Source organism: Rhodoferax sp., from assembly GCF_037143375.1.
GTDB lineage: Bacteria > Pseudomonadota > Gammaproteobacteria > Burkholderiales > Burkholderiaceae_C > Rhodoferax.
In genome coordinates, this window is sequence record NZ_JBAWYV010000079.1 from 1 (window position 1) to 15,773 (window position 15,773).

Sequence of the window (15,773 nt, forward strand, 5' to 3'; positions counted from 1 at the left end):
TCGGGCACGCCCCAATCTTCCAGCGCGGGCACCAGACTTTGCAGCAGGGGCGTTGGGCCGCAAATATAAAAATGATACGGTTTGAGCGGCAACTGACGGCGCAATAAATCCACATCAACGCGACCAGCGTGCTGGTAGTCTTGCCCCGCCACATCCTGCGGCAAGGGCTGGCTGAAACACAGGTGCAAATGAAAGTTCGAATGGGCTGCGGCCAGCGCTTCAAGGTGCTGCTTCATCACCTGCTCCTGGCTGTTGCGCACGCCGTAAAACAGCCAAACTTCGCGCCCGGGTTGCACGGCCAGACACCAGTTCAGCATGCTTAGCATGGGCGTGATGCCAATGCCGCCACCGATCAGCACCACCGGCGCTTCGCTGCGGTCGATGTGGAAATGGCCAGCCGGTGCGCGCACTTGCAGCAGGCTGCCCACGGCCACCTGGTCGTGGAAGAAGTTGGAAGCGCTCACCCCCGCTGGCAGACAGTCATGCGGCGGCGGTGCCCGTTTGATAGAGACCCGGTAATGGCCGTCGTGCGGCGCATCTGAAAGTGAGTAACAACGGGTGGTGGGCACGATGTCGCCCGTTGCGCTGGGTATGTCCAAACGAAAGGTCAGGAACTGGCCTGGCAAGAACGGGGCCAGCGCGAGACCGTCTTCGGGCACCAGGTCAAACGAGCAAATGTCTTGCTCAGCGTCTTCGAAGGCTTTGCGTTTCACCCGGAAGGTCCGTAGCCCTGACCAGGCCGCAACGGCGGGTTCTGGCGTTTCAGCGGTCGCCGCGGGTTTGACGGTTAAGCCCATTTCAGAGGCGCTGTTGCGCAGGGCCAGGTAGTCAAGCCAATGGCGCCAGAAACCGATGCCCAGGTAAATCGCCAGTTGCAGCAGGATGCCCCCAATAATCCAGAGCAGCAGGTAAAGCGACGTCATGGTGCTGAGTAGTGGGTTCTGAATCACGGGGATCCTCTCTTGTGTTGCGAGGAAGCTTAGGCGCGCTGTCTTAAGTTCTCCTTAATCCGAATCACAATCTTCGATTGTTTAGAATTAAAAAATTGAAATATCAGGCGCCGCACAAATGTTGAATTTTTCTTTTTCCCGCCGGGCTTTGATGGCGGTTTGCCTGTTGCTTAGTTGTGCAGCCCAAGCGCAAACACCGGCTGTATTCCGTATAGGGGTGGCGCCACACACCAGTGCGCGGGTGATTCTGGAGATGTACCAGCCCCTGCGTGTGCAACTGGAGAAAGCCTTGGGCACGCCGGTTGAGGTCGTCACCGCCCCTGACTTCACGGAATATGCGCGCCGCATGCTGCGCCAGGAATATGACATTGCCATTACCACCGGCCACCAGGCGCGCCTTAGCCAGACGGATGCTGAGTACAGCCCGCTGCTCACCTACAGTGCCGACTTTCGGGCTGTTGCGCTGGTGGCAGGCAACAGCCCCTACAAGAGTGTGAAAGACGTCAAGGGCAAACCCATTTTGGGACTCTCGCCCACCTCTCTGGTCACCTTGTGGGGTCAGCACTGGCTCAAACAAAACGGTATCAACGAGCCCTTACGGTATGTCAGTGCTTCAGACAGCGTGGCACGCCTGGTGTTGGCCGGTGAAGCCGCTGCAGGTTTCACATCGCTGGCCAATTACCAGAGCCTGTCGCGTGATTTGCAAGGGCAAATGCGGTTTCTGGTGATTAGCGACCCGCTGGCCGGACGGGTTTATATGCTCAATAAGCGTCAGTTGGCACGCAAGAGCCAGATTGATGCGGCATTGCTGAGTTTTGGTGCCAGCCCGGAGGGTAAGGTGTATTTTGAAAAATACATGCTCGAAGGCTATCGCAAGCTCAAACCGAAAGAACTGGAGTCGATGGACCCCTATGCCCGTGAAGTGCGGCAAACCTTGCAATGATCTTGCCCTTGCGATCGGTTCGGGGGCGACTGCTGCTGGCGGCGGTGCTGGTCGAGGCCGTCATGCTGACGCTGATGGTGTTCAACAGCCTGCGCCTGATGCACGAGTACATGGTGGAGCAAGTAGCTCAGCATTCGCGCCAGATAACCCCCATTCTGATTGCTGCCACGGTGGCCCCTCTGGCCCAGCGAGACTACGCTACGGTGCAATCGGTTGTAAATGAAAGCATTAGCCAAAAAGGCGTGCTTTATCTGGTGGTCGACGACGCATTGGGCAACTCGGTGGCGAGCAGCGGTTGGCCACAAGGCAAAACCCTCCCTGCACCCGATAAAACCCTGGAGCTGGCGCGCTTGTTGGGCAACCCTGTCTACCATGTGCAAATGCCGATCGTGTCGTACGGCCAGCAACTCGGGCAGCTTCATTTTGGGTTGGATTTATCCCATATTCTGGTGGCGCGTCAGGCGCTCCTGACCCAGGGCGCCCTGATTGCGCTGGGCGAGTTGTTGTTGTCGTTTGTGCTGTTGACTTTGCTGGGTCTGTGGATGACGCGGCACCTGACCGACCTGACTCGTGCCAGCGAAGAGGTGGCGGCGGGGAACCTGACACCGGCCCCGGTCAACGAGGGCAAGGACGAGCTGGGTCAGCTGGGGGCGGCATTTAACGCGATGTCACGCGCTGTGCACGAGCGCGTGGTGGAGTTGACGCAAGCCAAAGAATCGGCCGAACAAGCCCGAACTGCAGCCGAACAGGCAAATCAGGCCAAAAGTGATTTTTTGGCCAATATGAGCCACGAAATTCGCACCCCCATGAACGGCATCATGGGCATGACAGATCTGGTGTTGGAAACGACACTCAGCGCCACACAAAGAGACTATCTTGAGGTGGTCAAAACTTCGGCTCAGTCCTTGTTGGTCGTGATCAACGACATCCTTGATTTTTCCAAGATTGAGGCAGGAAAGCTGGAACTTGAACCCATTGTGTTCAACCTGCCCGATTTGATCACTCGCACGCTGAAACCCCTGGCGGTACAAGCGCAGCAAAAAAACTTGGCGCTTCGCACGGAACTGCCACCTACCTTGCCAGAGCACTTGCGGGGTGACCCTGGTCGTCTGCGTCAGGTGCTGACCAATCTGGTCGGCAATGCCATCAAATTCACAGAACAAGGGAGCATCACGGTCGGGTTTGAGTTGGTTGCCAATCCCGTTGCTATGCTGCACTTCTGGGTGCAAGACACCGGCATTGGCATTGCAGAAGTTAAACAAAAAACTATCTTTGACGCCTTTACCCAGGCCGATAACTCAATAACCCGGCATTACGGGGGCACTGGTTTGGGTCTGAGTATTTCCAGCAATTTGGTGCAACTGATGGGTGGGCGTATCTGGCTGGTGTCAGGAACTGGGCTGGGCAGTACCTTTCACTTTACGGTGCAAATGGAGGCTGTGTTGGTGCACCAACCTGCCGCACCCAGCCCACCGGTTGCTGCCGCCGTTGTTGTCGTTGAGCCAGCGCCTGGGTTGTCGGTCATTTCAAGCCCCACGGTCTTGCATGTCTTGCTGGTGGAAGACCACCCCGTGAACCAATTGCTGGCCACCAGCCTGATCCAACGCGCCGGTCACCGCGTGACGCTGGCCCAGAACGGCCAGGAGGCGGTGGACGCCGTCGCGCAACAAGTGTTTGACCTGGTATTCATGGACATGCAGATGCCTGTCATGGATGGGCTGGCTTCAACCCGGCTTATTCGTGCCTTTGAAGAGGTGCATGGTCGTTTGCCGATGCCGATTGTGGCTATGACCGCCAATGCCAGGGAGACTGACAGGGCAGCCTGTGAAGCGGCCGGCATGGATGACTTTATTTCCAAGCCATTCAAGGCCAGTGACCTGCGCCAGCGCCTGGCGCAAGTGGCCAGCACGGGCAAGCTGGAGGCTGTAACGCCATTTTCCTGAGTCGGATTTATGCCAAAAACACCTGTAGCCCCCGTGCAGTAAGCGCAGGTAGCTATTTTTAATATAGCAAATGAAGGACGGGTGAATTATTGGGTGGCGCCCAGTGCCAGCGCAGCAGCGCGAGAGGCCGCCAGCCCCTGCACATCGTGGCCCGCCTGTGTCGGCCAGCCCGATAAATGCTGTTGAGTGAGTTCGCACAGCGCGGTAATCCAGACCGGGTCATCGTTCAGGCAGGCGATGTAGTTGAACTCTTTGCCGCCCGCGTGCAGAAAAGCTTCGCGCCCTTCCATGGCGATTTCTTCCAGGGTTTCCAGGCAGTCGCTGGTGAAGCCGGGGCAGACGACGTCGACCCTTTTCACGCCCGCTTGGCCCATGGCGATCAGTGACGGTTCGGTGTAGGGTTCCAGCCATTTGGCGCGGCCCAGACGGGACTGAAACGTGACCTTGAACTGGTCTTTGGCCAAGCCCAGTTGCTCGGCCAGCAAACGCGCGGTTTTCATGCATTCGCAGTGGTAGGGGTCGCCCAGTTGCAGCGTGCGCTCGGGCACACCATGAAAGCTCATCACCAGTTGGTCGGGGCGGCCGTTGCTTTGCCAGTAACGCTCGATGCTGGCCGCCAGCGCCTTGATGTAGCCCGCGTCGTCGTGGTAATGGTTCACAAAGCGAAACTCGGGTAGGTTGCGCACCTTGCCGGCCCAGGCGTAAACCGCGTCAAACAGGCTGGCGGTGGTGGTGGCCGAATATTGCGGGTAGGCCGGCATGATCAGCACGCGGGTGGTGCCCTGGGCCTTCAGCGCATCAAGTTGCTCGGCGATGGAGGTGCTGCCATAACGCATGGCATAGCGCACCTGCACATCGTGGCCGCGCTGGGCAAGCCAGCCCTGCAAGAGCTTGGCCTGCTTTTCGGTCCAGACCTTGAGTGGCGAGCCCTCGGGGGTCCAGATGCTGGCGTATTTGGCGGCCGATTTGGCGGGCCGAAAACGCAAAATGATGCCGTGCAGGATCAACAACCAGAGGAGGCGAGGGATCTCCACCACACGCTGATCGCTCAAAAATTCACGTAAAAAACGCCGTACATCCGCTGTGGAAGGCGACTCTGGCGTTCCGAGGTTGCAAAATAAAACGGCGGTACGGGGTACTTGGCCATGCTTGAAGGGGGGTTCTTTGGCGAAAGGGCCAAGCTTGAATGAGGTCATTGCTTTATTTTCTCTTACGGTCGCGGGTTTCTTGAAAATCAGGGCAATACCCCTCGATTCTGCGGGTCAGCGGGCCGGGTTGAAGGTCAAGGTGCTGCGGGTGTTTTCTTTGACATCGGCCGCACTCAGGTGCTGCGGCAGGTAGCCACCATCGATATAGGTTTGAGCCTGGTCCTGGTAATGCCGGTTAAACAGCACACCGCTTTGGCCCACCGGGTTGATGCCCAGCGAATGCGCCGGGTCGGCAAAATCAATGAGGCGCCGGGTGGACGGCCCATAGCGCACGGCCCAAGGCGCCGGGCCAATGGATTGCGACAAGTTGTTGGGCAACTCACGGCCGCCGGGTGCTGGAAATGGTCCGACGTTGAACAACCAGTCGAGTCCTTTTCGTGTCGCCAGCGGGTGCGTGTGGGTCAGGGTGTGGGCATTGCCCCAGCCCCAGTCGGTCGCGTTTTTGCCCAGGCTTTCCTGCAAATGGGTGATGGTGGCGCGCCAGGCCACTTTCAGGATGTCGGCACGGGTCTCAATGGCCGGGGTGCTGCGGTTGTCCCACCAGGGTGATTTGGCGTCTTCGGCCAGTCGGGGCAATGCGGCGTCGAGGACGCGGGTTTCCAGCAGGTTTGCAAATTGCGCTTCACCCAGCTCATCAGCCATGGCGGCGCGGGCCAATTCATACAGAAACTGGTTGAAGATCGTGGGCGGAATGTTGTTGAGCGAGTGGTTGCCGTCCCATTTGGCCAGGCTCTCCAGCAGGGAGCGCTCCAGCGGGTCGGTGACGAGGGCGGCCAACTCGGGAATCAAGGGCCGCATAACGCGCGGGCCATAGCCGGTTTGACTGTCGAGCTGAATTTGCTGGCTGTTCTTGAGGTCCCACTTGACGTTGTCATCGCGCAAGTAGTCATTAAGGCGCTGGACGCGGTCGGGCAGGTTGTAATAACCGGGCACCGGCACGCCGCTTTTGGGCTTTGGCTGGTGGTTGGCAGAAACGATGTAGCCACGCGCCGGGTTTTCTTCTTGCGGGTTGTCGCCAAAGCGGTAAAAACCGGCTTTGTCGGCCTCGGCCGTGCTGCCGTCCAGAATAAAACTGGGGTTGACGTTCTCGGGGCGAATCGGCAGTTTGGCTGCCGCCCACCAGGCGATGTTGCCGGCCGCGTTGGCCCACACCACATTGAGCCCGGGTGCGTGGATTTTGCTGGCGGCATCGCGGGCTTTTTCCAAGGTATTGGCGCGGTTGAGTTCATAAAACGCGTCCAGAATCGGGTTTTCAGTTTCCAGATAAGCCCACCACATGGCCACCGGGGTACTGCCCAGCGTGCTCTGAAAAGCGTCGGTGATGATCGGCCCGTGGGGCGACAGGCGCAAGGTGAGTTTGACGGGTTGGGCACCCTTGACCAAAATAGTTTCTTCGCGGCTTTGCATTTCCACCCACTGGCCCTGGTACCAGATGGCGTTGGGGTTCTCAGGGTTGATTTTTTCGGCAATCAGGTCGAGGTCGTCGTTCTGGAACATCGTCAGGCTCCAGCCGAATTTGGCGTTGTGGCCCAGCAAGGCCATCGGGTTCAGCGCCTGGTAGTGGCCATACAAGTCAAAACCCGGCGACGATAAATGCGCCTCGTACCACACCGAGGGCAGCGAAAACCCGATGTGCGGGTCGCCTGCCAACAGGGGCTTGCCGCTGGCCGTGCGCTTGCCTGAGACGGCCCAGGCGTTGCTGCCTTCGAAAGGGGGCAGGCCCACCGTGGCCAGCGCTTCGCGGCTGACTTGGGCCAGTTGGTCGAGCTTTTGCCAGTCCTGAGACTTCAGGGCAGCGGTAGGCGGCGGTGCCTTGAGCACGCCTTCAGCGTTCCAGTCGAGGTCAAAAACTTTCAAATAGTCAGGCCCCAGTTTGTCGCGCACGTAGGTCAGGGCCGGTTCGGTGCGAAACGCTGCTGCAAAACTGTAGGCCAGGTAGCCCGACACGGCCACCGTGTCCTTGGGGGTGAAGGGTCGTTTTGGAATCTTCAGCAGGTCAAACTCAATCGGCGCAGGATTATTGGCCTGAAACTGGTTGATGCCATCCAGATAAGCCAGCAAGGCTTGTGCGGGTGGGCTTTGCAGGTCCATGTTGGCAACGACGGTTTCAGCGTGGTCACGAATGCCCAGGGTGCGAAACAGGCGGTCGCTGTCGAGCAACTTGGGGCCGAAAATCTCGGCCAACTCGCCTTGCGCCAGGCGGCGCACCATCTCCATTTGAAACAATCGGTCTTGCGCATGCACATAGCCCAGCGCCCGGTACATGTCGATGTCGTTGTCGGCATTGATGTGGGGCACGCCGCGTTCGTCAAAGCGCACGTTCACCCGGGCACTCAGGTTTTTAAGGGGCAAAGCGCCCGAGCGCTGCGGTTGCTTGGTATAGACATACCAACCTGCAACGCCGCCAGCCGCCATGGCCAGCACGGTGAGCACAATGGCAAAAATAATCAGGGCGCGTTTCATCGGGCGGTTTCCATGTTGTTATGCGGGTAAACGCTTAACTGATCATAAACGGACCCTCGAGGTGAGTGTCATCAGGATCGGCTACAGTCGCCAACGGTTTTATTTCGTTCATTTTTTGGAGCTTTTCATGGGTTTGTTTGATTCAGTGATGGGTGCCGTGACTGGCCAACTGCAGCAGCAGGGCGGACTGGCTGGTGTCTTGGGTGGCTTGCTGGCCAACAATGGTGAATTGGGGGGTATGAGTGGCCTGGCTGATAAGTTCAATCAGGCCGGCATGGGCGACATGCTCAGTTCTTGGATTGGCAAGGGCGAGAACTTGCCGATTTCTGCGGATCAGATATCCAGTGTGCTGGGCAGCGATGCCATTGGCAACATTGCCAGCCAATTGGGAATTGACCCCGCAGTGGCCTCTCAACAACTCTCGCAGATGTTGCCTGGCCTGATCGACAAGCTCACGCCCAATGGCGCTATTCCCGAGGGCGGTCTGGGTAATTCTGGCGACCTGATGGGGATGCTGGGCGGCTTGCTTAAAGCCTAAGCAGTCTCACTTTTGGCGCTCTGCGCCACGGCCAGCTTGACCGCTGCGATGCCACTGCGGACCGCGCCTTCCAGTGTGGCGGGGTAGGGTCCTTCCACATAGTCGCCACAGACGATTAGCCCGGGCGCAATGCACGGCCCCGGGCGCACCAGCCCCGGCGTGCAGGCAAACGTGGCGCGTTTCTCCACCACGGTTTGCACCGCTTGCAGCGTCAGGCCCAGTTGTTCCCGGGCTTGGCATAGCACCTGCTTTTGCAAGGTTTGTTTATCTGCGTTGCTGGCGCTCACGACAAAGGCGAGCAGGCCGTGAGGGCCACCGAGTTGGCCTCGGTCAAAAACAAATTGAGCGGGCTGGTCAGTGCGGCTGCGCAAAGTCAGCATGGGGTACGCCAAGGTGGCGTCCGCGCCCCACGCGTAAACCGTCGCGATCGATTCGAACTGCAAGGCGGCCGCAATTTTGGTCCATGAACGAATATTTTTCGCTATTGAATCAGAAGCTGCTTGCGCACTATTCTCAAGGGCTCTAGCCGATTCTGATGCTGAAGTGGCGAAGATGACGGCGTCAAATCGTTCATCCTGCACGCGCCACTGCGCTCCTTCGCACGCGACGTTCTCAACCCGCGCACCCGTGCGAATCTCTGCGCCGCGTTCGGTAAGCCATCGGGCGGCGGCGTTGGGAAATAACTCGGAAAGATCCAACCGGGGCAGCAGCAAGCGCGAGCCGCCTTGCACGCCAAACAGCGCGTCTTGCAAAACTTTCAAAAAGACTTGGGCGCTGGCCCGGTCAGCGGGGGTGTTCAAGGCCGAGACACACAGCGGCTCAATCAGTTCGGCCATCACGCGGGGGCTTAAATCCTGGCACAGCACGGCCACTGACAGCGTGGCAGCACACTGAAAACCGCGCAATTGCCAGCCCGTGGCCACCCGCAACAAAGTCCATTTATCGGCCCGCGTCCAACCGCGTGCCGACACGATGCCCGCCAAAGCATCCAGCGGCGTCGGCCAGGCGGGGAACTGCAGCCCCAGGTCATCCGGAAAACGCAGTGTCATCGGGGTCTGCAGCAGGGCGGTTTGCGGGTCAACGCCCACCTGACGCATCAGACGCAAGGCCTCGGTGTAGGCGCCGATCAGGATGTGCTGACCGTTGTCCAGTGTCACCGGGGTGCCGTCAGGCAAATGGCCATTTAAGGCTCTAGCCCTTCCGCCAAGGGCGCGGGATGCTTCAAAAATAATAGCGTGATGGCCCGCCAGCGTGGCTTCGACCGCGGCGGCCATGCCCGCCCAGCCCGCGCCGATGATGGCGATTTTCATGCAGGGAAATGCTGCCGCGCCAAGCCGCTCCATGCAAGGCACCTCCCATTAAGGGTCAGCGCAGCACGCGCAGTTGCCAGTGTCACAGCTTGCCCAGCGCTTGCACCTTCCACGCCAGCCACAACTTGCGCATCGGCGTGAGGCTGACGCGCTGGTGCAGCACCTGGAAGTTGTCGTGTTCGATTTCGCGCAGCAAATCGCGGTAGATGCTGGCCATCATCAGGCCCGGTTTTTGCGCCCGGCGGTCGGCCGCAGGCAACAGAGCCAGTGCTTCGTCATACAAACCCTGGGCGCGCGCGGCCTGGAACTTCATGAGCGCGGTGAAACGGTCGGAATAGCTGCGCTTGAGGATTTCGTGCGCCTTGACCTCAAACTGCTGCAGCTCGTTGATGGGCAGGTAAATGCGGCCGCGCAAAGCATCTTCACCAACGTCACGCAGGATGTTGGTGAGTTGCAGCGCCTGCCCCAGTTTGTGGGCATAGACGGTGGTCTCAGGCTGGGTTTGGCCAAAAATTTGAGCCGCCACTTCGCCCACCACGCCCGCCACCAAATGGCAGTAACGCTGCAGTCCAGGGTAATCGAGGTAGCGGGTTTGCGACAAGTCCATCTGGCAGCCTTCAATGACGCACTGCAGGTGGCGTTGCTCGATCTGGTAGTCGGCGGCCAGCGGCATCAGCGCCTTCATCACCGGGTGGCTCGGTTGGCCGGCAAACGACTGGGCCACTTCGGCCTGCCACCAGGCCAGTTTGGTGCTGGCCACGCCGGGGTCGATGGTGTCGTCCACCACGTCATCGACCTCGCGGCAGAACGCATAAAACGCGGTGATGGCGGCACGTCGGTGCTTGGGCAGAAACAGGAAGGCGTAATAAAAGCTGCTGCCGGAGGCGGCCGCTTTTTGCTGAACATAGTCTTGGGGCGTCATGAGGGGTGTCTGGTTTGGCGCTTATTTTAGAGGGGGCTTATGACGCCATCCAGCAAGCCCGCCACAGCATCACCGCATAGTCCCAGAGGCGCAACTTGGGCCGCGCCCGCCAAGTGGCGAAGTCCATGCCTTCGATCTTGTCCAGAATCCGCAACCCGCCTTGCACCACCAGACGCAACTCCCAGCCCGCACGGCCCGGGATGCGGCACGCTAATTTAGAGCCTTTTAGCATGCTAGCCCTAGCGCTGCTTGCGTAAGCAGCTATTAATCTGGTAGCGTTATCGGAGTAACTATCAGCGTGCAAATCGGCATCGTGCACGCCGTGTTCCTGCATCGCCTGCACCGATACATACCAGCGGGCGCGCGGCACATCGACGCTGACGTCCTGCCAAAAGTTGATGAGTTGCAACGCGGTGCAGATCTGGTCACTTTGCGCCAGCGATGCTTCGTCATGGATGCCGTACAAGTGCAGCAGCAAGCGGCCCACCGGGTTGGCCGAGCGCGAGCAGTAGTCCACCAACTCGGCATCATCCTGGTAGCGTTGACCGGCGGCGGTGAAGCGCACGTCTTGTTCAAACGCATCCAGCAGTTGCGAAAGCAGGGTGACGGGCAAGCTGAAGTCGTGTAAAACCCGGCCCAGGGGTTCGAACACTTGCGGCCACCTTCCGCTGGTGCGCTGGCCTTGGGCGATGGCGTGCAGGTCGGCTCGGAAATCGGCCAGATCGTGCAGTCGCGTTGGGGCGGGCGCCTCGCCTTCGTCGGCGATGTCGTCCGCGGTGCGGGCAAACCAATAAATAGCGGCAATCGCCGGGCGCAAATGCGGCGGGCACAGCCACGACGCCACCGGAAAGTTTTCGTAATGGTCCACCGCTTGAGCGGTGGCTTGGGGGTCAGGGGAGTGGGTTGATGGCACGGTGGAAAAGGTTGAAATAGGGTGGATTTGACAATGATTTGAAGCCATCTAAAATTACTAACCGTTTGGTCATTAATCTAAATTCAGTGTCTTTGGGACGCATCCTGCCATGAATTCTGTCAAATTAATCACGTCATTGTCCACTGCTGTTGTGCCGGTGGTGCTTGCCCTTCTGGTGGTGGCCTGCTCCAAGCCGACGCCGGTTGAAGAGCCGATTCGTGCGGTCAAAGTGATAACGGTGGGACTGGAGAGTATTCAGGCTGCGCCCGAGTTTGCCGGCGAAGTACGCGCCCAGGTCGAGTCCCGTTTGGGGTTTCGTGTCGGCGGCAAGATCACCCGGCGCCAGGTGGAGCTGGGTCAGCACGTCAAGGCTGGTCAGGTGCTGGCGCAGTTGGACCCGCAAGATTACAAGCTGGCGGCTGATGCGGCCCGCGCCCAGCTGAGTGCCGCGGCCTCCAACCGTGATCTGGCAGCCGCCGATTTCAAACGCTTCAAGGAACTGAAAGACCAGAACTTCATCAGCGCTGCCGAACTGGAGCGCCGCGACACCACCCTGAAAGCGGCCCAGTCCCAGTTTGAGCAAGCCCAGTCGCAGCTGTCCGGTCAGGGCAACCAGTTGGCCTACGCCACATTGGCGGCCGACGTCGCAGGCGTGGTTACTTCGGTGGATGCTGAGCCCGGGCAGGTGGTGGCCGCCGGCACGCCGGTGGTACGGGTGGCGCAGGATGGCCCGCGCGATGCGGTGTTTTCAGTGCCGGAAGACAAGGTGGCGGCGATCAAGGTCGGCTCGGCGGTGACGGTCAAGGTTTGGTCCAGCACCACCACCATCAATGGCTTGGTGCGCGAAGTAGCGGCCAGTGCCGACCCTGTAACCCGCACCTTTGCGGTCAAGGTGTCGCTGCCCGTCAAGGAGGCGCCAGCGTTGGGCACCACGGTTTCGGTGCTGCCGCAGGCGCTGAGCCGAGGTGCGGTGCCGGTCCTGAAACTGCCCACCAGCGCCTTGCGCCAGGAAGGTAATTCGACGGCGGTCTGGATGCTTGATGGCGCCAGCATGACGGTCAAGTTGGTGCCGGTACAAGTGGCCACCGCCGATGGCAACGATGTGGTGGTGATCGGTGGTTTGCAGCCAGGCATGCAGGTGGTGGTGGCTGGGGTGCATGTGTTGCAACCGGGTCAAAAAGTCACGGTTTATAAGCCAAATCAGCCTCTAGCCCCCGTGCTACCTGCGCGAGCAGCTATTAATTCAGTAGCAATTGCAACGCCCGCGGCCAACGTGCCTGCCAACGCTGCTGTCGCCAAGTGAGCCGCGCATGAACCAAGATCAACCCAAAGCGGGTTTTAACCTGTCCCGCTGGGCGCTGGAGCATTCGGCGCTGACCCGTTATTTGATGATTGTGCTGATGCTGTTGGGCATGGCAGCTTACTTTCAACTGGGGCAAGACGAAGACCCGCCGTTCACCTTCCGCGCCATGGTGGTGCGCACCTATTGGCCGGGGGCCACGGCGCAACAGGTGGCCGAGCAGGTCACCGACAAGATCGAGCGCACGCTGCAAGAGGTGCCTTACGCCGACAAAATTCGCAGCTATTCCAAGCCGGGTGAGTCGCAAATTATTTTCCAGATCAAGGATTACTCCAAGCCCAACGAGGTGGCCAACGTCTGGTACAGCGTGCGTAAAAAGGTGGGCGACATTCGGGGCACGCTGCCCGGCAACATTCAGGGGCCGTTTTTTAACGATGAGTTTGGCGATGTATTTGGCGTAATTTACGCGCTGGAGTCTGACGGTTTTAACGACGCCGAGCTCAAGACCTTTGCCGATGACGCGCGCCAGAAACTGCTGCGCGTGCCGGATGTGGCCAAGGTCGAACTGTTTGGCGTGCAGGACGAAAAGCTGTTTATCGAAATCTCGCAAAAGCGGCTGGCGCAACTCGGGCTGGACCTGACGCAGGTGCTGGCGCAACTCGGCCAGCAAAACGCGGTGGAGTCGGCCGGTGCCGTGCAAACCCCGCTGGATGTGGTGCAGGTTCGGGTGGGCGGTCAGTTCAACGCGGTGGAAGACCTGGCGGCGATGCCGATTCGGGGTGCCGGTTACGGCGCGGGCACCAGTGCCGGGGGCAGCCAATTCAAGCTCGGTGACATCGCGGAGATCAAGCGCGGTTATGTCGATCCGCCAAGCGTCAAGGTGCGCCATCAGGGCCGGGACGTGATTGCGCTGGGCGTCTCCATGGCCAAGGGCGGCGACATCATCGCGTTGGGCAAGGCGCTGGAAACAGCGACCCAGGCCATCGAAAAAACGCTGCCTGCTGGCGTCAAGTTGGTGAAGATTCAGGACCAACCCAAAACCGTGGCCAAGTCGGTGAATGAGTTTGTGAGTGTGCTGATTGAGGCGGTGCTGATCGTGCTGGTGGTGAGTTTTGTTGCGCTGGGTTTTCACCGCCGACCGGGGCAAAACCCCTGGTGGAGGCGCTGGTACGTCGATATGCGCCCGGGCTTGGTGGTGGGCATCACGATTCCGCTGGTGCTGGCCGTGACCTTTCTGGCCATGAACTACTGGGGTATTGGCCTGCACAAAATATCCCTGGGCTCGCTCATCATCGCGCTGGGTTTGCTGGTGGATGACGCCATCATTTCGGTCGAGATGATGGTGCGCAAGATGGAGGAGGGCTATGACAAAGTGCGCGCGGCCACCTTTGCCTACGAGGTCACTGCCATGCCGATGCTGACCGGCACGCTGATCACGGCGGCGGGCTTTTTGCCGATCGGCATGGCGCGCTCCACGGTAGGCGAGTACACCTTTGCCATTTTTGCCGTGACCGTGATTGCGCTGGTGCTGAGTTGGCTGGTGTCGGTTTACTTTGTGCCTTATCTGGGGGTCATGCTGTTGAAGGCCAAGCCCAAAACGGCAGACCATCAAGAGCATTTCGACACCCCGTTTTACAAACTTTTCCGGCGCGCCGTGAATGCCTGCGTGCAACACCGCTGGCTGACCATTGGCGCCACTTTGCTGACTTTTGCGCTGGGCATTGTCGGCATGGGCCAGGTGCAGCAGCAGTTTTTTCCGGATTCGGCACGGCCTGAAATTCTGGTGGACCTCTGGTTCCCTGAAGGCACTTCGTTTGCCGCCAACCAGGAAACCTCCCGGCGCGTGGAATCGCGCCTGATGGGCGAGGCGGGCGTTGACAGCGTCAGCACCTGGATCGGTTCGGGCGTGCCCCGCTTTTACTTGCCTTTGAACCAGGTTTTTCCGCAAACAAATGTGTCGCAGCTCATCGTCATGCCCAAAGACTTGAAGGTGCGCGAAATGCTTCGCATCAAGTTTCCTGCCTTGCTGGCGACCGAGTTTCCCGAGGTGCGCGGGCGTGTGACCCTGCTGCCCAATGGGCCGCCGGTGCCTTATCCGGTCCAGTTCCGGGTGGTGGGGAACGATCCGAAAACGCTGCGTGAGCGGGCCAATGAGGTCACCGCCGTGATGCGCGCCAGCCCCAATACACGGGGCGTGAATGACAACTGGAACGAAGCGGTCAAGGTCATGCGGCTGGAGGTGGACCAATCCAAGGCGCGGGCGCTCGGCGTCACCAGCCAATCCATTGCACAGGCCGCCCGCACCATGTTGGCGGGCTCAACCGTGGGCCAGTTCCGCGAGGGCGACAAGGTGCTCGACATCGTGCTGCGCCAACCGCTGGCGGAACGCAGCGCCATCACCGACATTGGCAATGCCTATTTGCCCACGGCGTCGGGCCGGTCTATTGCGTTGACTCAAATCGCCAAGCCGGTCTTCAGCTGGGAGCCGGGCGTCATGTGGCGCGAAAACCGCGACTACGCCATCACGGTGCAAAGCGATGTGGTGGAAGGGTTGCAAGGCGCCACGGTCACTCAGGAACTTTTGCCCCGTCTGAAAGCGCTTGAGGTCTCATGGCGGGTTGCCGGGCAGACCGGTTACCGCATTGAAGTGGCGGGTGCGGTCGAAGAAAGTTCCAAGGGCTCGGCCTCCATCGCAGCGGGCGTGCCCATCATGTTGTTCATCACCTTCACCCTGCTGATGATTCAGTTGCACAGTTTCAGCCGCGCCATGCTGGTGTTTCTGACCGGGCCGATGGGCATTGCCGGTGTGGCGGGTGCCTTGCTGCTGCTGAATCGTCCGTTTGGCTTTGTGGCTTTGCTGGGTGTGATTGCCTTGATGGGCATGATCCAGCGCAACTCTGTCATCCTGATTGACCAGATCGAACAGGACCGCGCCAATGGCGTGCCGGCCTGGGATGCCATTGTCGAATCGGCTGTGCGGCGCGCGCGCCCGATCGTTTTGACGGCTGCCGCTGCCGTGCTGGCGATGATTCCGCTCTCACGATCGGTTTTCTGGGGCCCGATGGCGGTGGCCATCATGGGCGGGTTGATGGTTGCCACAGTATTGACCTTGCTGGCCTTGCCCGCCATGTACGCCGCCTGGTTTCGGGTCAAACGTGAGGGGCCTGTAGCGGGGTAGAATTGAAAGTTGATTAATTTCATGGGGGTGGTCCAGTTGACCGCCCCCATTTGTTTTTAGCGCGGGTGGCGAAATTGGTAGACGCACCAGGTTTAGGTCCTGACG

General features: G+C 59.7%; 11 protein-coding genes. 5 read left to right on the plus strand and 6 right to left on the minus strand.

Annotated features, from left to right (window positions below; all coding sequences use genetic code 11):
* Window positions 1-950, minus strand: a 950-nt coding sequence (locus WCG50_RS12240) for an FAD/NAD(P)-binding oxidoreductase (protein WP_336899885.1), incomplete at its 3' end; no start/stop codon positions are given.
* A 118-nt stretch (window positions 951-1,068) separates the two neighbouring features.
* Here WCG50_RS12240 and WCG50_RS12245 point away from each other — a divergent pair.
* Window positions 1,069-1,893: a phosphate/phosphite/phosphonate ABC transporter substrate-binding protein gene (locus WCG50_RS12245; protein WP_336899886.1), complete on the plus strand. Its 825-nt coding sequence runs from the start codon at window positions 1,069-1,071 to the stop codon at window positions 1,891-1,893.
* Window positions 1,890-3,836: a response regulator gene (locus tag WCG50_RS12250; RefSeq protein ID WP_336899887.1), complete on the plus strand. Its 1,947-nt coding sequence runs from the start codon at window positions 1,890-1,892 to the stop codon at window positions 3,834-3,836. Before WCG50_RS12245 ends, WCG50_RS12250 begins: the two co-directional genes overlap by 4 nt.
* Window positions 3,837-3,922: 86 nt before the next feature.
* On the opposite strand, the gene hemH is transcribed toward WCG50_RS12250, so the two are convergent.
* Complete coding sequence (hemH, locus tag WCG50_RS12255; protein WP_336899888.1) at window positions 3,923-5,032, minus strand: ferrochelatase; 1,110 nt, start codon at window positions 5,030-5,032, stop codon at window positions 3,923-3,925.
* Between the two features lie 66 nt (window positions 5,033-5,098).
* The gene (locus WCG50_RS12260; protein WP_336899889.1) at window positions 5,099-7,507 is read right to left on the minus strand and encodes a penicillin acylase family protein; all 2,409 of its coding nucleotides are present in this window, start codon (window positions 7,505-7,507) and stop codon (window positions 5,099-5,101) included.
* A gap of 127 nt (window positions 7,508-7,634) precedes the next feature.
* Between WCG50_RS12260 and WCG50_RS12265 the strand changes: the two genes are divergently transcribed.
* Window positions 7,635-8,045 (plus strand): YidB family protein, encoded by a 411-nt coding sequence (locus tag WCG50_RS12265; protein ID WP_336899890.1) that lies wholly within the window; start codon window positions 7,635-7,637, stop codon window positions 8,043-8,045.
* On the opposite strand, the gene hpnE is transcribed toward WCG50_RS12265, so the two are convergent.
* The 3 genes from hpnE to hpnC all read right to left on the minus strand — a co-directional run bounded on the left by hpnE (window position 8,042) and on the right by hpnC (window position 11,190).
* Window positions 8,042-9,355 (minus strand): hydroxysqualene dehydroxylase HpnE, encoded by a 1,314-nt coding sequence (gene hpnE / locus WCG50_RS12270; RefSeq protein ID WP_336899891.1) that lies wholly within the window; start codon window positions 9,353-9,355, stop codon window positions 8,042-8,044. The genes WCG50_RS12265 and hpnE overlap by 4 nt on opposite strands.
* 82 nt (window positions 9,356-9,437) lie before the next feature.
* Complete coding sequence (hpnD, locus tag WCG50_RS12275; RefSeq protein ID WP_336899892.1) at window positions 9,438-10,277, minus strand: presqualene diphosphate synthase HpnD; 840 nt, start codon at window positions 10,275-10,277, stop codon at window positions 9,438-9,440.
* A gap of 37 nt (window positions 10,278-10,314) precedes the next feature.
* Window positions 10,315-11,190, minus strand: a complete 876-nt coding sequence (gene hpnC, locus WCG50_RS12280; protein WP_336899893.1) for a squalene synthase HpnC — start codon at window positions 11,188-11,190, stop codon at window positions 10,315-10,317.
* Window positions 11,191-11,299: 109 nt separating this feature from the next.
* On the opposite strand from hpnC, the gene WCG50_RS12285 reads away from it, so the two are divergent.
* A complete protein-coding gene (locus WCG50_RS12285) occupies window positions 11,300-12,493 on the plus strand; it encodes an efflux RND transporter periplasmic adaptor subunit (protein ID WP_336899894.1) in 1,194 nt (397 codons plus the stop codon).
* 7 nt (window positions 12,494-12,500) lie between these two features.
* Entirely contained in the window at window positions 12,501-15,668 is a 3,168-nt protein-coding gene (locus WCG50_RS12290) for an efflux RND transporter permease subunit (protein WP_336899895.1), read from the plus strand.
* Window positions 15,669-15,773: the final 105 nt, after the last annotated feature.